At 57.7% G+C, this 21,051-nt stretch carries 17 protein-coding genes; 14 read left to right on the top strand and 3 right to left on the bottom strand.

The features are described from left to right. The coding region (locus DD606_RS03895) for a TOBE domain-containing protein (protein WP_129258256.1) at window positions 1–677 on the top strand (677 nt) is incomplete at its 5' end. Beyond that, window positions 674–1,414 (top strand): glycerophosphodiester phosphodiesterase, encoded by a 741-nt coding sequence (gene ugpQ, locus DD606_RS03900; protein ID WP_022651961.1) that lies wholly within the window; start codon window positions 674–676, stop codon window positions 1,412–1,414. The genes DD606_RS03895 and ugpQ, both read left to right, overlap by 4 nt. Here ugpQ and DD606_RS03905 read toward each other — a convergent pair. Then, on the bottom strand, window positions 1,404–1,775 hold the full coding sequence (locus DD606_RS03905) for a DUF2756 family protein (RefSeq protein ID WP_022651960.1): 372 nt from the start codon (window positions 1,773–1,775) through the stop codon (window positions 1,404–1,406). The genes ugpQ and DD606_RS03905 overlap by 11 nt on opposite strands. A 122-nt stretch (window positions 1,776–1,897) precedes the next feature. On the opposite strand from DD606_RS03905, the gene ggt reads away from it, so the two are divergent. Beyond that, window positions 1,898–3,643 carry a gamma-glutamyltransferase gene (gene ggt / locus DD606_RS03910; RefSeq protein WP_023314970.1) on the top strand — a complete coding sequence of 582 codons (1,746 nt, stop codon included), beginning with the start codon at window positions 1,898–1,900 and terminating at the stop codon, window positions 3,641–3,643. Window positions 3,644–3,730: 87 nt separating this feature from the next. Here ggt and yhhY read toward each other — a convergent pair whose 3' ends face one another. Next, window positions 3,731–4,219 carry an N-acetyltransferase gene (gene yhhY / locus DD606_RS03920; RefSeq protein WP_003861561.1) on the bottom strand — a complete coding sequence of 163 codons (489 nt, stop codon included), beginning with the start codon at window positions 4,217–4,219 and terminating at the stop codon, window positions 3,731–3,733. Window positions 4,220–4,477: 258 nt separating this feature from the next. On the opposite strand from yhhY, the gene DD606_RS03925 reads away from it, so the two are divergent. The 5 genes from DD606_RS03925 to gntU all read left to right on the top strand — a co-directional run bounded on the left by DD606_RS03925 (window position 4,478) and on the right by gntU (window position 9,419). Then, complete coding sequence (locus DD606_RS03925) at window positions 4,478–5,515, top strand: oxidoreductase (protein WP_003861563.1); 1,038 nt, start codon at window positions 4,478–4,480, stop codon at window positions 5,513–5,515. A 123-nt stretch (window positions 5,516–5,638) separates the two neighbouring features. Beyond that, window positions 5,639–6,334, top strand: a complete 696-nt coding sequence (locus DD606_RS03930) for a pirin family protein (RefSeq protein ID WP_003861565.1) — start codon at window positions 5,639–5,641, stop codon at window positions 6,332–6,334. 91 nt (window positions 6,335–6,425) lie between these two features. Next, window positions 6,426–7,421, top strand: a complete 996-nt coding sequence (gntR, locus tag DD606_RS03935; protein WP_003861567.1) for a gluconate operon transcriptional repressor GntR — start codon at window positions 6,426–6,428, stop codon at window positions 7,419–7,421. A gap of 126 nt (window positions 7,422–7,547) precedes the next feature. Then, window positions 7,548–8,075: a gluconokinase gene (gene gntK, locus DD606_RS03940; protein WP_003861569.1), complete on the top strand. Its 528-nt coding sequence runs from the start codon at window positions 7,548–7,550 to the stop codon at window positions 8,073–8,075. Window positions 8,076–8,078: 3 nt separating this feature from the next. After that, on the top strand, window positions 8,079–9,419 hold the full coding sequence (gene gntU, locus DD606_RS03945) for a gluconate transporter (RefSeq protein WP_003861572.1): 1,341 nt from the start codon (window positions 8,079–8,081) through the stop codon (window positions 9,417–9,419). A 79-nt stretch (window positions 9,420–9,498) separates the two neighbouring features. On the opposite strand, the gene yhgN is transcribed toward gntU, so the two are convergent. Continuing rightward, the gene (yhgN, locus tag DD606_RS03950; RefSeq protein WP_003861574.1) at window positions 9,499–10,092 is read right to left on the bottom strand and encodes an NAAT family transporter YhgN; all 594 of its coding nucleotides are present in this window, start codon (window positions 10,090–10,092) and stop codon (window positions 9,499–9,501) included. Window positions 10,093–10,270: 178 nt separating this feature from the next. Here yhgN and asd point away from each other — a divergent pair, with 178 nt between their 5' ends. The 6 genes from asd (at window position 10,271) to glgP (ending at window position 20,982) form a co-directional block, all read left to right on the top strand. Beyond that, complete coding sequence (gene asd, locus DD606_RS03955) at window positions 10,271–11,374, top strand: aspartate-semialdehyde dehydrogenase (RefSeq protein WP_003861575.1); 1,104 nt, start codon at window positions 10,271–10,273, stop codon at window positions 11,372–11,374. A gap of 239 nt (window positions 11,375–11,613) precedes the next feature. Beyond that, window positions 11,614–13,800: a 1,4-alpha-glucan branching enzyme gene (gene glgB, locus DD606_RS03960; RefSeq protein WP_023314968.1), complete on the top strand. Its 2,187-nt coding sequence runs from the start codon at window positions 11,614–11,616 to the stop codon at window positions 13,798–13,800. Further along, window positions 13,797–15,770, top strand: a complete 1,974-nt coding sequence (gene glgX / locus DD606_RS03965; RefSeq protein ID WP_129258258.1) for a glycogen debranching protein GlgX — start codon at window positions 13,797–13,799, stop codon at window positions 15,768–15,770. Before glgB ends, glgX begins: the two co-directional genes overlap by 4 nt. 17 nt (window positions 15,771–15,787) lie before the next feature. Next, window positions 15,788–17,083 carry a glucose-1-phosphate adenylyltransferase gene (gene glgC, locus DD606_RS03970; protein WP_003861582.1) on the top strand — a complete coding sequence of 432 codons (1,296 nt, stop codon included), beginning with the start codon at window positions 15,788–15,790 and terminating at the stop codon, window positions 17,081–17,083. Continuing rightward, complete coding sequence (gene glgA, locus DD606_RS03975; RefSeq protein WP_003861584.1) at window positions 17,083–18,516, top strand: glycogen synthase GlgA; 1,434 nt, start codon at window positions 17,083–17,085, stop codon at window positions 18,514–18,516. Before glgC ends, glgA begins: the two co-directional genes overlap by 1 nt. An 18-nt stretch (window positions 18,517–18,534) precedes the next feature. Then, on the top strand, window positions 18,535–20,982 hold the full coding sequence (glgP, locus tag DD606_RS03980) for a glycogen phosphorylase (RefSeq protein ID WP_023314966.1): 2,448 nt from the start codon (window positions 18,535–18,537) through the stop codon (window positions 20,980–20,982). The last annotated feature ends 69 nt before the right edge of the window (window positions 20,983–21,051 follow it).

The raw sequence follows: 21,051 nt of genomic DNA on the forward strand, positions 1-21,051 counted from the left end.
CGCGCGAGCTCTCCGGCGGCCAGCGCCAGCGCGTGGCGATGGGGCGCGCCATCGTGCGCGATCCGGCGGTATTTCTGTTCGACGAACCGCTGTCAAACCTCGACGCCAAACTGCGCGTGCAGATGCGTCTTGAGCTACAGCAGCTGCATCGGCGGCTGGGAACCACGTCCCTCTATGTGACCCACGATCAGGTTGAAGCCATGACCCTCGCCCAGCGCGTGATGGTGATGAACAAAGGCATCGCCGAGCAGATTGGCACCCCAGTGGAAGTCTACGAGAAACCGGCCAGCCGTTTTGTGGCGAGCTTTATCGGCAGCCCGGCGATGAACCTGCTGGACGGGCGGATCAATGCGGCGGGAACCCACTTCGAGCTGGAAAGCGGGATGGCGTTGCCGATCAACTGGTACTATCGTGGCTACGCCGGGCGTAAGATGACGCTTGGTATCCGCCCCGAGCATATTGGTTTGACGTCTCAGGCGGACGGCGGCGTGCCGCTGGTGATGGACACGCTGGAGATGCTGGGCGCAGACAACCTGGCGCACGGACGCTGGGGCGAGCAAAAGCTGGTAGTGCGTCTGCCGCATCAGGAGCGCCCGAAAGCAGGCAGCACGCTGTGGCTGCATATGCCGGAAAATCACCTGCACTTATTTGACGGTGAAACAGGACAACGAGTATGAGCAACTGGCCTTACCCCCACATCGTCGCCCACCGTGGTGGCGGTAAACTGGCGCCGGAAAACACCCTGGCGGCAATTGACGTTGGCGCACGCTACGGCCACACGATGATCGAGTTCGACGCCAAGCTATCGAAGGACGGCGAAATTTTCCTGCTGCACGACGACAACCTCGAACGCACCAGCAACGGCTGGGGCGTGGCGGGTGAACTGCCGTGGCGTGACCTGCTGAAGGTGGACGCCGGAAGCTGGTTCAGCGGCGAATTCAAAGGCGAACCGCTGCCGCTGCTGGCGGAAGTGGCGGACCGCTGTCGTCAACACGGCATGATGGCCAATATTGAAATCAAACCGACCACTGGCACCGGGCCGCTGACGGGTAAAGTGATTGCCATTGCCGCGCGTGAGCTGTGGGAAGGGATGACCGCGCCGCTCCTGTCGTCGTTTGATATCGACGCGCTGGAAGCCGCACAGGCCGCCGTTCCGGAGTTGCCGCGCGGGCTGCTGCTGGATGCGTGGCGAGAAGACTGGCGCGCGCTGACGACCCGCTTAGGCTGCGTGTCGATCCACCTCAACCATAAGCTGCTGGATGAAGCGCGCGTGACGCTGTTGAAGGAGGCCGGTCTGCATATCCTGGTGTATACCGTCAACAAACCCCAGCGTGCAGCCGAGCTGCTGCGCTGGGGCGTGGACAGCATCTGTACCGATGCGATTGACCAGATCGGGCCGAACTTTATTTATTAAGCATACTGCCGTTCTGCTGGGTCGGCAGCATGTGCTGCTGACCGCTGCTTTGCGATACTCCGCCTCCTAACATCCCACCGTTTGCATTAGGCAGCGGCTGTTCAAGCATCTGGCCCTGCTGTACGCGCTGGGTGTTGGTATTCATCTGGTTTTGCAGGTGCTGCTGCTGCACCTGGGTCTGCGTCTTTAACTGCTGATTGAGCATCCCTTTCTGCTGCTGTTGCTGGCTCATCATCTCCGTCTGCATACGCTGCTGGCTCGGAATGACGTAGCCCGGCTGGTTCGGGTTGTTCAGGGTGTTGATTGGCTGTGCGAGCGCGGCGAACGGAAGCAGCGCGGTCAGGATCAGTAATCGTTTCATGGTTATCTCCTCCTTTGAGGCTTCTCTTAAGTTTATCCTCATTCCTGCATAACGATGATTTTTTAAGAGTTGTGAACCAGGCTTAAGCGGGGAATATGGGCCCCTTCACCTGGAGAACAATAATGATGAAACCAACCTTTTTGCGCTGGGTCGCCATCGCTGCGCTGATGGCAGGCGGCACATTTACCGTGGCGGCCAACCCGCCCGCCGCTCCACCGGTCTCTTACGGCGTGGAGGAGGATGTTTTTCACCCCGTGCGGGCGACGCACGGCATGGTGGCCTCGGTTGACGCGCTGGCAACGCAGGTGGGCGTCGATATTCTTAAACAGGGCGGTAACGCGGTGGATGCGGCGGTCGCGGTGGGATATGCGCTGGCGGTGACGCATCCACAGGCGGGGAACCTGGGCGGCGGCGGGTTTATGATGCTGCGCACGAAAGACGGTAAAACCACAGCCATCGACTTCCGTGAGATGGCGCCGAACCAGGCCTCCCGCGATATGTTCCTCGACGATCAGGGTAATCCGGACAGTAAAAAATCCCTGACCTCGCACCTTGCCTCCGGCACGCCGGGCACCGTTGCGGGCTTCTCGCTGGCGCTGGAAAAATACGGCACGCTGCCGCTGAATAAAGTGGTGCAGCCTGCCATTAGGCTGGCGCGCGACGGCTTCGTCGTCAACGACGCGCTGGCGGACGACCTCAAAACCTACGGCAGCGAAGTTATTCCCAATCATGAGAACAGCAAGGCTATCTTCTGGAAAGACGGCGAGCCGCTGAAGAAGGGCGATAAGCTGGTGCAGAAGAACCTCGCAAAAAGTCTCGAACTGATTGCCGAAAACGGTCCGGATGCCTTCTATAAGGGGCCGATTGCCGATCAGATTGCGGATGAGATGCAGAAGAACGGCGGGCTGATCACCAAAGCGGATCTGGCGGAATATAAGGCGGTGGAGCGCGAGCCGATTAGTGGCACCTATCGCGGCTACGAGGTCTTCTCCATGCCGCCGCCGTCTTCCGGGGGCATTCACATCGTGCAGATCCTCAATATTCTGGAAAACTTCGATATGCACAAGTATGGCTTCGGTAGCGCCGATGCCATGCAGGTGATGGCCGAGGCGGAAAAGCGCGCCTACGCTGACCGCTCGGAATACCTCGGCGACCCGGACTTCGTAAAGGTGCCGTGGCATGCGCTGACCAACAAGGCGTACGCCAAATCCATTGCCGATCAGATCGACATCAACAAGGCTAAGCCGTCGAGCGAGATCCGCCCGGGCAAGCTGGCGCCGTATGAAAGTAACCAGACTACCCACTTCTCGGTCGTGGACAAAGAAGGAAACGCGGTGGCGGTGACCTACACGCTTAACACCACCTTCGGCACCGGGATTGTGGCGGGCAATAGCGGTATTTTGCTGAACAACGAGATGGATGATTTCTCTGCCAAGCCGGGCGTGCCGAATGTCTACGGCCTGGTCGGCGGCGATGCGAATGCGGTAGGGCCGAAGAAGCGCCCGCTATCATCCATGTCGCCCACCATTGTGGTGAAAGACGGCAAAACCTGGCTGGTGACCGGCAGCCCTGGCGGGAGCCGGATTATCACCACCGTACTGCAAATGGTGGTGAACAGCATCGACTTTGGGATGAACGTCGCCGAAGCGACCAATGCGCCGCGTTTCCATCACCAGTGGCTGCCGGACGAGTTGCGCGTGGAGAAGGGCTTTAGCCCGGACACCCTCAAGCTGCTTGAGCAGCGCGGGCAGAAGGTGGCGGTGAAGGAGGCGATGGGCAGCACCCAGAGCATTATGGTCGGACCGGATGGCGCGCTGTTTGGCGCGTCGGACCCGCGTTCGGTGGATGATTTAACGGCGGGGTATTGATTTTGTTGCCCGGTGGCGCTGCGCTTACCGGGCCTACAACGGCACGGACGTAGGCCGGGTAAGGCGAAGCCGCCACCCGGCAACAAACTACTTCATTCGCGCCATATAATACGCATCCACATACTCGCCGTTACGCAGGGCATAGCGCCTGCCGGTGCCTTCAATCTCAAACCCGTGCTTTTTGTACACCGCGATTGCCGGTTCGTTATCCACAAACACCGTTAACTCGATGCGGTCGACGCGCAGCCAGTTGTCGCACATATCGATCATGGTGCGAATCAGCGCGCTGGCCACGCCGCGGTTATGCCACTCTGCGCCAACGCATATACCGAAATCGGCAACGTGGCTGCGGCGTGGTCGCTGGGCGACATCAATGGTGAGGTGGCCGACCACGATATCATCAATGCAGGCAACCAGCTGTTTAATGCCCGGCTGTTCGCCTAGCCGCATTTGCCACATTTCCATTGAAGGATGAGGAACCTGTAGCGTGTTGTGGTACACCTCCGGCTGGGCGTGGATCTGACGAATGGCGTCGTAATCTTTCGGTTCAGCGTGGCGTATCACTATCTCACTCATTCCTTGTTCCTCAGTCAGTTAAAAGTCCCCTCCAACATCAGTGACTTTAAAAGTTGAGTCAATCGCTATTTTTTGCAAAAAGTGTTGGACAAGTGCGAATGAGAATGATTATTATTGCTCTGCGTTCAGGAAGACCTCCTACGGGAACCTGAAAGCACGACATTGCTCACATTGCTTCCAGTATTACTTTAGCCAGCTTTTAGCTGGCTTTTTTTTTGTTATGGTTAGACTCAGCAACCTTCGAAAAAGGACTGAGCCATGACACTACACTGCGCATTTATTGGATTTGGCAAAAGCACCACGCGTTACCACCTTCCGTATGTTCTCAACCGTAAAGAGACCTGGCACGTCGCTCATATCTACCGCCGCAGCGCGAAGCCGGAAGAACAGTCTCCGCAGTATTCCCATATTCATTTCACCAGCGATCTTGATGAAGTGTTAAATGATCCGCAGGTGAAGCTGGTGGTGGTCTGTACCCACGCCGACAGCCACTTTGACTACGCGAAACGCGCGCTGGAAGCAGGTAAAAACGTGCTGGTGGAAAAACCGTTCACTCCGACCATCGCCGAAGCGAAGGAACTCTTTGCGCTGGCGAAAAGCAAAGGCCTGACCGTCACGCCGTACCAGAACCGACGCTTTGACAGCTGCTTCCTGACGGCGAAAAAGGCGATTGAGAGCGGCAAACTCGGCGAGATCGTGGAAATCGAAAGCCACTTCGATTACTACCGCCCGGTGGCGGAAACCCAGCCCGGACTGCCGCAGGACGGGTCGTTCTACGGTCTGGGCGTGCACACCATGGACCAGATTATTTCCCTGTTTGGCCGCCCGGACCACGTGGCGTATGACATCCGCAGCCTGCGCAATAAGGCCAACCCGGACGATACCTTTGAAGCACAGCTGTTCTACGGCGATCTCAAAGCCATCGTGAAAACCAGCCATCTGGTGAAAATCGACTACCCGAAATTTATCGTTCACGGCAAGAAAGGCTCCTTTATCAAGTACGGCATTGACCAGCAGGAGACCAGCCTGAAGGCCAATATCATGCCGGGTGAACCGGGCTTTGCGGCAGATGATTCCGTGGGCGTGCTGGAGTACGTGAACGACGAGGGCGTGACGGTCAGGGAAGAGCTGAAGCCGGAAACGGGCGACTATGGACGCGTCTATGATGCGCTGTTTGAGACCCTCACAAACGGCACGGCGAATTACGTCAAGGAATCTGACGTTCTGACCAACCTGGAAATCCTCGAACGGGCCTTCGAACAGGCTTCTCCTGCCACGGTAACCCTCGCGAAATAAGCAAAAACGGCTCCTCTGCGCTTGTTCACAATTTTTGAACAGAGGAGTCAATTTTCACCCTCTATGATCCCAGGGCGTTTGCGTCCACACTTACTCCATCGAAACGAACTGAGGGTGAAAACAATGATCTACTTACGCAAAGCAAACGAACGTGGTCACGCGAATCATGGCTGGCTGGACTCATGGCATTCATTCTCGTTTGCCGACTACTACGACCCGAACTTCATGGGCTTCTCCGCACTGCGCGTGATTAACGATGACGTGATTGATGCAGGCCAGGGCTTCGGTACCCACCCGCACAAAGACATGGAAATCCTGACCTATGTGCTGGAAGGGGCGGTTGAGCACCAGGACAGCATGGGCAACAAAGAGCAGGTTCCGGCGGGCGAGTTCCAGATTATGAGCGCGGGGACCGGGGTGCGTCACTCTGAGTACAACCCGAGCAAAACGGAAAAACTGCACCTGTATCAAATCTGGATCATTCCAGAAGAGACCGGCATCACGCCACGCTACGAGCAGCGCCGCTTCGACGCGAAACAGGGCAAACAGCTGGTGCTCTCGCCGGATGCGCGTGAAGGTTCCCTGAAAGTGCATCAGGATATGGAGCTGTACCGCTGGGCGCTGGCGAAAGATGAACAGTCTGTGCACCAGATCGCCGCCAACCGCCGCGTGTGGATCCAGGTGGTGAAAGGGGAGGTGTCCATCAATGGCACCAAAGCGACAACCGCCGATGGTCTGGCCGTCTGGGATGAGCAGGCGCTCTCCGTGCATGCCGACAGCGAAAGTGAAATTCTGCTGTTTGACCTGCCGCCGGTCTAAATAATTTCTCAACCTTCCCTTTAAACGGGGAAGGTTGAGCTTTGTCCGTGATAAACTGAGCAAATCTCTCACTTCAAGATTTCTCAGGACGATGAAAAAGAAACGCCCCGTACTTCAGGATGTCGCCGATCGCGTCGGTGTGACCAAAATGACGGTCAGCCGTTTTTTACGTAACCCGGAACAGGTTTCCGTGGCGTTGCGTGGCAAGATTGCCGCCGCCCTTGATGAACTGGGTTATATCCCCAACCGCGCGCCCGATATTCTCTCCAATGCGACCAGCCGTGCGGTGGGCGTCCTGCTTCCTTCCTTAACCAACCAGGTATTCGCCGAAGTGCTGCGTGGCATCGAAAGCGTCACCGATGCGTTTGGCTATCAGACCATGCTCGCCCACTACGGGTACAAGCCGGAACTGGAAGAGGAACGTCTTGAATCGATGCTTTCCTGGAACATCGACGGCCTGATTTTAACGGAACGTACTCACACCCCGCGCACGCTGAAAATGATTGAAGTGGCAGGCATTCCGGTGGTGGAGCTGATGGACAGCCAGTCGCCGTGCCTCGACATCGCCGTGGGGTTCGATAACTTTGAAGCGGCGCGTCAGATGACGGCGGCGATCATCGCCCGCGGTCATCGCCATGTGGCCTATCTGGGTGCGCGTCTGGATGAACGTACTATCATCAAACAGAAGGGATACGAGCAGGCGATGCTCGACGCCGGTTTAACCCCGTACAGCGTGATGGTGGAGCAATCTTCTTCTTACACGTCGGGTATTGAGCTGATGCGTCAGGCGCGACGCGAGTATCCGCAACTGGACGGTATTTTCTGTACCAACGATGACCTTGCGGTCGGCGCGGCGTTTGAGTGCCAGCGTCTGGGTTTAAAAATCCCGGATGATATGGCGATTGCCGGTTTCCACGGCCACGACATTGGCCAGGTGATGGAGCCGCGTCTGGCGAGCGTCCTGACCCCGCGTGAACGCATGGGCCGCATTGGTGCAGAACGCCTGCTGGCGCGCATTCGTGGTGAGGCAGTTACCCCTAAAATGTTAGATTTAGGTTTCACCTTGTCACCGGGTGGATCTATTTAATCCGACAAATTTGAAGTAGCTCACACTTATTCACTTCGCGCACGTTTGGATATTGCTTCTCTTATGCCCCGGCAGGACAATGTTACCGATAACTGTTACCCGTAACAATTGACTGAGGGACACCCTTTGAGCACGACTAATCACGATCACCACGTTTACGTCCTGATGGGCGTGTCCGGTAGCGGTAAATCTGCCGTGGCGAGCGAAGTGGCGCATCAACTCCAGGCTGCGTTTCTTGATGGTGACTTCCTCCATCCGCGTAGCAACATCATGAAAATGGCTTCCGGCGAGCCGCTGAACGACGACGACCGCAAACCGTGGTTGCAGGCGCTGAATGACGCCGCGTTCGCGATGCAGCGCACCAATAAAGTCTCCCTGATCGTCTGTTCCGCGCTGAAAAAAACCTATCGCGACCTGCTGCGCGACGGCAACCCGAACCTCTCTTTCATCTACCTGAAAGGCGATTTCGGGGTGATTGAAAGCCGCCTGAAGGCGCGTAAAGGCCACTTCTTCAAAACCCAGATGCTGGTAACGCAGTTCGAAGCGTTGCAGGAGCCGGGTGCTGACGAGCAGGATGTCTTAGTGGTTGATATCGATCAGCCGCTGGAAGGTGTTGTTGCCAGCACCATCGAGGTTATTAATAAAAGGCAGTAAGTTTTGAGTACATTAACGCTAGTTTTGACAGCAGTGGGTTCCGTATTGCTGCTGCTGTTTTTAGTGATGAAGGCACGTATGCACGCCTTCGTTGCTTTGATGGTGGTTTCTATTGGTGCTGGTCTCTTTTCCGGCATGCCGCTCGACAAAATCGCGGCGACGATGGAAAAAGGGATGGGCGGCACGCTCGGCTTCCTGGCCATTGTGGTGGCACTGGGCGCGATGTTTGGCAAGATTTTGCACGAGACGGGCGCGGTCGATCAGATTGCCGTCAAGATGCTGAAATCCTTCGGGCACAGCCGTGCGCACTACGCGATTGGTCTGGCCGGTCTGATTTGCGCGCTGCCGCTGTTCTTTGAAGTGGCCGTTGTGCTGCTGATAAGCGTCGCATTCTCCATGGCGCGCCATACCGGTACTAACCTCGTGAAGCTGGTCATTCCGCTGTTTGCGGGCGTGGCGGCGGCGGCGGCGTTCCTGCTGCCGGGGCCTGCGCCGATGCTGCTGGCCTCCCAGATGCATGCTGACTTTGGCTGGATGATCCTGATTGGCCTGTGTGCGGCGATCCCGGGGATGATTATCGCCGGTCCGCTGTGGGGAAACTTTATCAGCCGTTACGTTGAGCTGCACATTCCGGACGACATCACCGAGCCGCACCTGGGCGAGGGTAAAATGCCGTCCTTCGGCTTCAGTCTGTCGCTGATCCTGCTGCCGCTGGTGCTGGTGGGCCTGAAAACCATCGCTGCACGCTTTGTGCCGGTGGGGTCAACCGCTTACGAATGGTTCGAATTTATTGGTCATCCGTTCACTGCGATTCTGGTGGCGTGTCTGGTCGCGATTTACGGCCTGGCAATGCGTCAGGGCATGCCGAAAGACCGCGTGATGGAGATCTGTGGTGCCGCGCTGCAACCGGCGGGGATTATCCTGCTGGTGATCGGGGCGGGCGGCGTGTTCAAGCAGGTGCTGGTGGATTCCGGCGTTGGCCCGGCGCTGGGCGAAGCGCTGACCGGAATGGGCCTGCCGATTGCGGTCACCTGCTTTGTGCTGGCCGCGGCGGTGCGTATCATTCAGGGCTCCGCGACCGTGGCGTGCTTAACCGCCGTGGGTCTGGTAATGCCGGTGATTGAACAGCTGAACTACTCCGGCGCGCAGATGGCGGCGCTCTCTATCTGTATCGCGGGTGGTTCGATTGTGGTGTCTCACGTGAACGATGCAGGCTTCTGGCTGTTCGGTAAATTTACCGGCGCAACCGAAGCGCAAACCCTGAAAACCTGGACGCTGATGGAAACCATCCTCGGCACGACGGGTGCGGTTGTCGGGATGATTGCGTTTACGCTGCTGAGCTGATCCCGGTTTTCACCCTCTCCCACGGGGAGAGGGAGCAAACACTAAAAACGGCAATCAAGGATTGCCGTTTTGCTTTTACCTATCCTTTCATCCACGCTCGGATCCCGTCCAGGAACATCTGCGTTGCCATCATTACCAGAATCAGCCCCATCAGGCGCTCCAGCGCGTTCACCCCTTTCTCACCCAGCAGGCGCAGGAATAGCGACGACTGCAACAGGATAATAAACGTCCCGCCCCAGGCGATCAGCAGGGCAATCACCAGATGGCTCATCTGATTCGGATACTGATGCGACAGCAGCATCAGCGTGGCCAGAATCGTTGGCCCGGCGACCAGCGGAATCGCCAGCGGCACGATAAACGGCTCTTCACCCGCAGGCAGGCCGCTGCTGCTGCCCTCCGCGCTAGGGAAAATCATCTTAATGGCAATCAGGAACAAAATGATCCCGCCGGAAATGGAGACCGTTTCGGCGCGTAAGTTCAGGAAAGCGAGAATTTTTTCACCGGCGAACAGGAAGATAAACATCACCAGCAGGGCGATGAGCAGCTCGCGGATCATGATCGCCCGACGGCGCTTCGGCTCGGTGTGCTTCAGCACCGACATGAAGATCGGCAGATTTCCGAGCGGATCCATAATCAGGATCAATAAAACCGCTGCGGAAATGATTTCACTCATCTTAAATTATCCCTGATACTTATTGTGGTCATTGCGATGATTAGCACTTTTTCTGATTGCCGGGCAATCATCGATTAATTTCGCTTGCGACTTTGGCAGCATTTTGTAATGTGAAGCATATCCCAGTTCAATACTGGCTTGCACAATCAGCACACACCCCTTGCAGGAAAAAAATGCTATGAAAAACGTTGGTTTTATCGGCTGGCGCGGTATGGTCGGCTCTGTACTCATGCAACGCATGGTTGAAGAGCGCGATTTCGACGCCATCCGCCCAGTCTTCTTCTCCACTTCCCAGCTCGGCCAGGCTGCACCGTCCTTTGGGGGTACCACAGGCACGTTGCAGGATGCTTACGACCTGGAGGCGCTGAAGGCACTCGACATTATTGTGACCTGCCAGGGCGGCGATTATACCAACGAAATCTATCCGAAGCTGCGTGAAAGCGGCTGGCAGGGCTACTGGATTGACGCGGCCTCTTCGCTTCGCATGAAAGACGATGCCATCATTATTCTCGACCCGGTTAACCAGGGCGTCATCACCGACGGCCTGAACAACGGCGTGAAAACCTTTGTTGGCGGTAACTGCACCGTCAGCCTGATGCTGATGTCTCTCGGCGGTCTGTTCGCACAGGATCTGGTGGAGTGGGTCTCCGTGGCGACCTACCAGGCGGCGTCCGGCGGTGGCGCGCGTCATATGCGCGAGCTGCTGACCCAGATGGGCCAGCTGCACCAGAGCGTCGCTGCCGAGCTGGCAGACCCGGCGTCCGCGATCCTCGATATCGAGCGTAAAGTCACTCAGCTCACCCGCAGCGGCGAGCTGCCGGTGGATAACTTCGGCGTACCGCTGGCCGGCGGCCTGATCCCGTGGATAGACAAACAGCTGGATAACGGCCAGACCCGCGAAGAGTGGAAGGGCCAGGCTGAGACCAACAAAATCCTCGGCACCGCGAACACCATTCCGGTTGACGGTCTGTGCGTGCGTATCGGCGCGCTGCGCTGCCACAGCCAGGCCTTCACCATTAAACTGAAAAAAGATGTGTCTATTCCGACCGTGGAAGAGCTGCTGGCCGCGCATAACCCGTGGGCGAAAGTGGTGCCAAACGATCGCGATATCACCATGCGCGAACTGACCCCGGCAGCCGTCACCGGCACGCTGACCACCCCGGTTGGCCGCCTGCGCAAGCTGAACATGGGGCCGGAGTACCTCTCCGCGTTCACCGTTGGCGACCAGCTTCTGTGGGGTGCCGCCGAGCCGCTGCGCCGCATGCTGCGCCAGCTGGCGTAATAATTTGTTAAACACGGGGGGTGATTGTCACCCCCTTTTTTTGCGTACTACATGGAGTAAAACGCAGATGTCTTATTTTTTATCAGGAGGACCCACGACGTTGGCTATGCTTTAAGGAAGATTTATTTCTCACCTGAGGGTAGGGCGGAGCAGAGAGGATTAACTGCACCGTTTAGGTCACATTAAAAGTCGTCCCGGAGCGCGTAAAAAGGGCGACATAAAAAAACAGGATGAATACCATGTCCGATCGTATTTCGAGAGACGTGATTAATGCGCTTATTGCGGGTCACTTTGCCGACCCCTTTTCTGTGCTAGGGATGCACCGTACAGAGGCCGGACTGGAAGTTCGTGCGCTGTTACCGGATGCAACAGAAGTGTGGGTTATCGAACCCAAAACCGGCCGCAAGGTGGGTAATCTGGAATGCCTCGACTCGCGTGGCTTCTTCTCGGGCGTCATGCCCCGCCGTAAAAATCCTTTTCGTTATCAGCTTGCCGTTATCTGGCACGGTCAGCAAAACCTGATTGACGATCCCTATAGCTTCGGCCCGCTTTTAAAAGAGATGGACGCCTGGCTGCTGTCCGAAGGGACCCATTTACGCCCTTACGAAACGCTGGGTGCCCATGCGGATACCATGGACGGTATCACCGGCACGCGTTTTGCCGTATGGGCGCCAAACGCCCAGCGCGTCTCCGTTGTCGGGCAGTTCAACTACTGGGACGGTCGTCGTCACCCCATGCGCCTGCGCCGGGAAACCGGCATTTGGGAGCTGTTTATCCCCGGCGCGCACAACGGTCAGCTCTACAAATTCGAGATGATCGATGCCAACGGCAAGCTGCGCATTAAATCTGACCCGTACGCCTTTGAGGCCGAACTGCGCCCGAATACCGCCTCGCTGATTTGCGGCCTGCCGGAGAAGGTTGTCCAGACGGAAGAGCGCAAGCAGGCTAACCGCTTTGATGCGCCGATCTCCGTCTATGAAGTGCATCTCGGCTCGTGGCGTCGCCACACCGATAACAACTTCTGGCTGAGCTATCGCGAGCTGGCGGACCAGCTGGTGCCGTACGCCAAATGGATGGGCTTTACGCACCTGGAGCTGCTGCCGATCAACGAGCACCCGTTCGACGGCAGCTGGGGCTATCAGCCAACCGGGCTGTATGCGCCTACGCGCCGCTTTGGTACGCGCGATGACTTCCGCTATTTCATCGATGCCGCGCACGCCGCCGGGCTGAACGTCATCCTCGACTGGGTGCCGGGCCACTTCCCGTCGGATGATTTTGCGCTGGCAGAGTTCGACGGCACAAAGCTTTACGAGCACAGCGACCCGCGCGAAGGCTATCACCAGGACTGGAACACGCTGATCTACAACTACGGTCGCCGTGAAGTATCGAACTACCTGGTCGGGAACGCGCTGTACTGGATCGAGCGTTTCGGCATTGATGCCCTGCGCGTCGATGCGGTGGCGTCGATGATTTACCGCGACTACAGCCGCAAAGAGGGTGAGTGGATCCCGAACGAGTATGGCGGGCGTGAAAACCTCGAAGCGATTGAGTTTCTGCGCAACACCAACCGCATCATCGGGGAGCAGGTGGAAGGTGCCGTGACCATGGCGGAAGAGTCCACCGACTTCCCGGGCGTTTCCCGTCCACCGTCAATGGGCGGACTGGGCTTCTGGTACAAGTGGAACCTCGGCTGGATGCACGACACGCTCGACTACATGAAGCTCGACCCGGTTTATCGTCAGTATCACCACGATAAGCTCACTTTCGGGCTGCTCTACAACTACACCGAAAACTTCATGCTGCCGCTGTCGCACGATGAAGTGGTGCACGGCAAGAAATCCATTCTCGACCGCATGCCGGGGGACGCGTGGCAGAAGTTTGCCAACCTGCGCGCCTACTACGGCTGGATGTTCGCCTTCCCGGGCAAAAAGCTGCTGTTTATGGGCAACGAATTTGCGCAGGGGCGCGAATGGAACCACGATACCAGTCTTGACTGGCATCTGCTGGAAGGTGCGGACAACTGGCACCACGGCGTACAGCGTCTGGTCCGTGACCTGAACCTGACCTATCGCCACCACAAAGCGCTGCACGAGCTGGACTTTGATCCGTACGGCTTTGAGTGGCTGGTGGTGGACGACCACGAGCGCTCGGTGTTTGTCTTTGCGCGCCGCGACAAGGCGGGTAACGAGATCATCGTCGCCAGCAACTTCACGCCAGTGCCGCGTGAACACTACCGCTTCGGCATTAACCAGCCGGGCAAATGGCGCGAAATTCTCAATACCGACTCCATGCACTACCACGGCAGCAATGCGGGTAACGGCGGGCTGGTGCAGAGCGATGCCATTGAAAGCCATGGCCGTCCGAACTCCCTGAGCCTGACGCTGCCGCCGCTTGGCACAATCTGGCTGGTGCGGGAGGGAGAATGACGCAGCTTACGGCAGGTAAACCCGAACCGCTCGGGGCGAGTTTTGACGGAAAGGGGGTGAACTTCACGCTCTTTTCCGCCCATGCGGAGCGGGTGGAACTCTGTGTGTTTGACGGGGAAGGTAACGAGCACCGTTACGATTTACCGGCGCGCACGGGGGATACCTGGCATGGCTACCTGGCCGGAGGACGGCCGGGGATGCACTACGGTTTTCGCGTACACGGCCCCTGGGAGCCCTCTCAGGGGCACTGGTTTAACCCGGCGAAGCTGCTGATTGACCCTTGTGCGCACCGGGTGGACGGTGAGTTTAAAGATGACCCGCTGTTCCACGTTGGCTACGGCGAACCTGACCACCGCGACAGTGCGCCCGTCGCGCCCAAAAGCGTGGTGGTGCACGATCTCTACGACTGGGAAGACGATGCCCCGCCGCGTACGCCTTGGGGCAACACCGTTATTTATGAAGCCCACGTCAAAGGGCTGACGTATCTGCACCCGTCAATTCCCAAAGAGATGCGCGGCACCTATAAAGCGCTTGGGCATCCGACGATGGTCGCGTACCTGAAGCACTTAGGGATCACCGCGCTGGAGCTGTTGCCCGTGGCGCATTTCGCCAGCGAGCCGCGGCTACAGCGTCTCGGGTTAAGCAACTACTGGGGCTACAACCCGCTGGCGTTGTTCGCCCTCGATCCGCGTTATGCGGTGAATCCTGAGAAGGCGCGGGATGAGTTTCGCGATGCGGTGAAAGCGCTTCACGCGGCGGGTATCGAGGTCATTCTGGACGTGGTGTTGAACCACAGTGCGGAAAGCGATCTTGACGGCCCGACGTTCTCACAGCGCGGAATCGATAACCGTAGCTATTATTGGATCAGGGACGACGGCGATTACGAGAACTGGACCGGGTGCGGTAACACCCTCAACCTCAGTCATCCGGCCGTTACGCATTACGCGTACGAGTGCCTGAAATACTGGGTTGAGACGTTCCACGTGGATGGTTTTCGCTTCGACCTGGCGCCAGTGATGGGGCGCACCCCGGCGTTCAGCCAGCAGGCGCCGCTGTTTGAGGCCATCAAAAACTGCCCGGTGCTTTCAAAGGTGAAGCTGATTGCGGAGCCCTGGGACATCGGCGAGGGCGGTTATCAGGTGGGGAACTTCCCGCCGCTGTTTGCCGAGTGGAACGACCACTTCCGCGATGCCGTCCGCCGCTTCTGGCTGACGCGCGATCTGTCGCTGGGGGAGTTTGCCGGTCGCTTTGCCGGCTCCAGCGATCTCTTTAAGCGTGACGGCAAACGTCCGTCGGCCACCATTAACCTGGTGACGGCGCACGACGGTTTTACGCTGCGCGACTGCGTTTGTTTCAATCAGAAACACAATGAGGCAAACGGCGAGGAGAATCGCGATGGGTCTAACAATAACCATAGCTTTAACCATGGTATAGAAGGGTTAGGCGGAAGTCTGGATGTGATCGAGCGGCGACGCGCCAGCGTTCATGCGCTGCTGACGACGCTTTTGTTGTCGCAGGGCACGCCGATGCTGCTGGCGGGCGATGAGCACGGCCACAGCCAGCACGGCAACAACAACGCCTATTGCCAGGACAACACCCTGACCTGGCTCGACTGGGGAGAAGCGAACAGCGGGCTGACCCATTTCACCGCGGCGCTGATCCATCTTCGCCAGCGCATCCCCGCGCTCACCGCCGACCGCTGGTGGGAAGAGGGCGACGGCAACGTTCGCTGGCTGAATAAAGACGCGCAACCGTTAAGCGCGCAAGAGTGGCAACACGGCATACCCTGTCTGCAAATCCTGCTTTCGGATGCGTGGCTGGTGACGCTGAACGCGACGGATGACGTCGCAGAGATTGTTTTACCTGACGGGGAGTGGCGAGCCATTCCTCCCTTTGCCGGAGCGGATAATCCGGTTGTTATGGCTGTCTGGCACGGGCCTGCGCACGGAGTGTGCGTATTCCAAAGATGATAAAAAAGGAGTTAGTCATGGTTAGATTAGAGAAGAACGATCCGTTAATGTTGGCGCGCCAGCTACCATTAAAAACAGTTGCCCTGATACTCGCGGGCGGGCGTGGTACCCGTCTGAAAGATTTGACCATCAAGCGCGCTAAACCGGCCGTTCACTTTGGTGGTAAGTTCCGTATTATCGATTTTGCACTGTCAAACTGCCTGAACTCAGGCATTCGCCGTATTGGCGTCATTACCCAGTATCAGTCGCACACGCTGGTGCAGCACATTCAGCGCGGCTGGTCATTCTTCAGCGAAGAGATGAACGAGTTTGTCGATCTGCTCCCGGCGCAGCAGCGCGTTCACGGGGAGAACTGGTACCGCGGCACGGCGGATGCCGTGACCCAGAACCTCGACATCATTCGCCGCTACAACGCGGAATACATCGTTATCCTCGCCGGGGACCACATCTACAAGCAAGATTACTCCCACATGCTGATCGACCACGTCGAAAAAGGGGCGCGCTGCACCGTGGCGTGCCTGCCGGTGCCTGTTGCGGAAGCAACCGCGTTTGGCGTGATGCATGTAGATGGCGACGACAAGATTATCGACTTTGTCGAAAAACCGGCGAACCCGCCAACCATGCCGGGAGATGACACCAAATCGCTCGCCAGCATGGGGATCTATGTCTTTGACGCCGATTATCTTTATGAACTGCTGGAAGAGGACGACAAAGACGAGAACTCCAGTCACGACTTCGGCAAAGACATTATCCCGAAAATTACCAAAGCTGGCATGGCGTATGCACATCCTTTCCCGCTGTCCTGCGTGCAGTCCGATCCGAATGCGGAACCTTACTGGCGCGATGTGGGAACGCTGGAAGCGTACTGGAAAGCCAACCTCGATCTTGCGTCCGTCACGCCTGAGCTGGATATGTACGACCAGAACTGGCCGATTCGCACCCATATGGAATCGCTGCCGCCGGCGAAGTTCGTCCAGGACCGCTCCGGCAGCCACGGTATGACGCTCAACTCGCTGGTCTCTGGCGGGTGCATTATCTCCGGTTCGGTGGTGGTGCAGTCCGTGCTGTTCCCGCGCGTGCGTATAAACTCATTCTGTAATATCGATTCGGCAGTCCTGCTGCCGGATGTCTGGGTAGGGCGCTCATGTCGTCTGCGTCGCTGCGTTATCGACCGTGCCTGCGTCATTCCCGAAGGGATGGTGATTGGGGAAAACGCGGAAGAAGATGCGCGTCGTTTCTACCGTTCGGAAGAGGGGATCGTGTTAGTAACACGGGAAATGTTGCGGAAGCTGCAAATCAAACAGGAGCGATGATGCAGGTTTTACACGTATGTTCTGAGATGTTCCCGTTGTTAAAAACGGGCGGACTGGCGGATGTTCTTGGTGCACTACCGGCGGCGCAAATTGCCGGAGGGGTGGATACCCGCGTGTTGTTGCCCGCTTTTCCGGATATCCGGCGTGGTATTCCCGATGCAAAGGTTGTTACCCGTCGCGAGACCTTCGCGGGACGTATCACCCTGCTGTTTGGACATTACAATGGCACAGGGATTTACCTGATTGATGCCCCGCATTTATACGATCGACCCGGCAGCCCGTATCACGATACCAACCTGTACGCCTATACCGATAACGTGCTGCGCTTTGCCCTGCTCGGCTGGGTGGGGGCGGAGATGGCCGTCGGGCTGGATCCGTTCTGGCGTCCGAACGTGGTGCACGCGCACGACTGGCACGCGGGGCTGGCTCCTGCGTATCTGGCGGCGAAGGGGCACCCGGCCAAATCGGTGTTTACGGTGCACAACCTGGCGTATCAGGGCATGTATTACGCGCATCATATGAATGACATCGATCTGCCATGGTCGTTCTTTAACATGCACGGGCTGGAGTTTAACGGACAGATTTCTTTCCTGAAGGCGGGTCTGTACTACGCCGACCATATCACGGCGGTCAGCCCAACCTACGCGCGTGAAATTACCCAGCCGGAGTTCGGTTACGGTATGGAAGGGCTGCTGCAACAGCGCCACCGTGAAGGTCGTCTGTCGGGCATTCTGAACGGCGTAGATGAACAGATCTGGAATCCGGAAACGGACCTCCTGCTGGCGGCGCGCTATGGACGCGACTCCGTGGAGGACAAAGCGGAGAACAAGCGCCAGCTACAGATTGCGATGGGGCTGAAGGTCAACGACAAGGTACCGCTGTTTGCGGTGGTCAGCCGCCTGACCAGCCAGAAAGGGCTGGATCTGGTGCTGGAAGCGCTGCCGGGATTACTGGAGCAGGGTGGGCAACTGGCGCTGCTCGGCGCGGGCGACCCGGTATTGCAGGAAGGTTTCCTTGCGGCCGCGGCGGAACATCCGGGGCAGGTGGGCGTGCAGATTGGCTATCACGAAGCGTTCTCGCACCGCATCATGGGCGGCGCGGACGTGATTCTGGTGCCGAGCCGTTTCGAGCCCTGCGGCCTGACGCAGCTCTATGGTCTGAAATACGGCACGTTGCCGCTGGTACGTCGCACGGGCGGGCTGGCGGATACGGTGTCTGACAGCTCCCTGGAAAACCTGGCGGATGGTATCGCCAGCGGGTTTGTTTTCGAGGACAGTAATGCCTGGTCGCTGCTTCGGGCGATCCGGCGTGCTTTCGTCTTGTGGTCCCGTCCATCCCTGTGGCGTTACGTACAACGTCAGGCGATGTCCATGGACTTTGGCTGGCACGTTGCGGCGCAGTCCTACCGCGACCTTTATCAACGCTTGATGTAACGAGGCGAAGTTACTGATATGAATGCTCCATTTAGCTACTCTTCCCCCACGCTCAGCGTTGAGGCGTTGAAACACTCCATCGCCTATAAGCTGATGTTTACCATTGGGAAAGATCCCGTAATTGCCAACAAACATGAGTGGCTGAACGCCACGCTGTTTGCGGTGCGCGATCGTATGGTCGAACGCTGGCTGCGCTCCAACCGCGCCCAGCTCTCGCAGGAGACGCGACAGGTGTATTACCTGTCGATGGAGTTTCTGATTGGTCGCACCCTCTCCAATGCGCTGTTATCGCTCGGGATTTATGACGACGTCAAAAACGCACTGGAAGAGATGGGGCTGGATTTAGAAGAGCTGATTGACGAAGAGAACGACCCGGGGCTGGGTAACGGTGGTCTCGGGCGTCTTGCCGCCTGCTTCCTCGATTCACTGGCGACGCTGGCGCTGCCGGGGCGCGGCTACGGTATTCGCTACGACTACGGCATGTTCAAGCAGAACATCGTGGATGGCCGTCAGAAAGAGTCCCCGGACTACTGGCTGGAGTACGGTAACCCGTGGGAGTTCAAGCGCCACAACACGCGCTACAAGGTGCGTTTTGGCGGGCGTATTCAGCAGGAAGGTAAAAAATCCCGCTGGGTGGAAACCGAGGAGATCCTGGCCGTGGCCTACGACCAGATCATCCCCGGCTACGACACCGATGCGACCAATACGCTGCGCCTGTGGAACGCGCAGGCCAGTAGCGAGATCAACCTGGGTAAATTCAACCAGGGCGACTACTTCGCGGCGGTGGAAGATAAAAACCACTCTGAGAACGTGTCCCGCGTCCTGTATCCGGATGACTCGACCTACTCAGGCCGCGAGCTGCGCCTGCGTCAGGAGTATTTCCTCGTCTCGGCAACGATTCAGGATATCCTTAGCCGTCACTATCAGCTGCACAAAACCTATGCGAATCTGGCGGAAAAAACCGCTATTCACCTCAACGATACCCATCCGGTGCTGTCGATCCCTGAGCTGATGCGCCTGCTGATTGACGAGCATAAGTTCAGCTGGGATGACGCGTTTGAAGTAACCTGCCAGGTGTTCTCGTACACCAACCATACGCTGATGAGTGAAGCGCTGGAGACGTGGCCGGTGGATATGCTCGGCAAAATTCTGCCGCGCCATCTGCAAATCATCTTCGAGATCAATGACTACTTCCTCAAGACCTTGCAGGAGCAGTACCCGAACGATACCGGTCTGCTGAGCCGCGCCTCGATCATTGATGAATCCAACGGGCGTCGCGTACGCATGGCCTGGCTGGCGGTGGTGATCAGCCACAAGGTCAACGGCGTATCAGAGCTGCATTCGAACCTGATGGTGCAGTCGCTGTTTGCGGACTTCGCGAAGATCTTCCCGACGCGTTTCTGCAACGTGACCAACGGCGTCACCCCGCGCCGCTGGCTGGCGCTGGCGAACCAGCCGCTCTCCGACGTTCTGGATGAGAACATTGGCCGCACCTGGCGCACCGATTTGAGCCAGCTGAGCGAGCTTGAGCAGCACATCGATTTCCCGACGGTGAACAAAGCGGTACGGGAAGCCAAGCTGCTGAACAAGAAGCGTCTGGCGGTCTGGCTGGCGATGCATCTGAACGTGGTGGCGAACCCGAAAGCGCTGTTCGACGTGCAGATCAAACGTATCCACGAGTACAAGCGTCAGCTGATGAATGTCCTGCACGTCATTACCCACTACAACCGCATTAAGGCTGACCCGACGGCGGAGTGGGTGCCGCGTGTGAAAATCTTTGCCGGTAAGGCGGCCTCCGCGTATTACATGGCGAAGCACATCATTCATCTCATCAACGATGTGGCGAAGGTGGTGAACCACGATCCGGACATTGGCGATAAGCTGAAGGTAGTGTTTATCCCGAACTACAGCGTGAGCCTGGCGCAGCTGATCATTCCGGCGGCGGATCTCTCTGAGCAGATTTCCACGGCGGGGACGGAAGCATCCGGCACCAGCAACATGAAGTTTGCCCTGAACGGCGCGCTGACTATCGGCACGCTGGACGGCGCAAATGTCGAAATGCTGGAGCATGTGGGCGCGGAGAATATCTTTATCTTCGGGAATACGGCGGAAGAGGTGGAGGCGCTGCGCAAGCAGGGCTACTCGCCGCGTGAGTATTATGAAGAGGATGAAGAGTTACGCCAGGTGCTGACGCAAATCGCCACCGGAGTGTTTAACCCTGAGGAGCCTGGACGCTATCGTGACCTGGTGGACTCGCTGATTAACTTTGGCGATCACTATCAGGTGCTGGCGGATTACCGCAGCTACGTGGATTGTCAGGATAAGGTGGACGAACTGTACCGTCAGCAGGAGAAGTGGACCAGCACCGCGATGCATAACATCGCCAACATGGGCTACTTCTCGTCAGACAGGACCATCAAAGAGTATGCCGAGAATATCTGGCATATTGATCCGGTGCGGTTGTAAAAACAAAGCCCGGTGGCGCTGCGCTTACCGGGCCTACGGGATCGAGTAGGCCGGGTAAGGCGGAGCCGA

It is taken from the genome of Enterobacter cloacae complex sp. GF14B (genome assembly GCF_004136805.1).
GTDB classification, from domain to species: domain Bacteria; phylum Pseudomonadota; class Gammaproteobacteria; order Enterobacterales; family Enterobacteriaceae; genus Enterobacter; species Enterobacter hormaechei_C.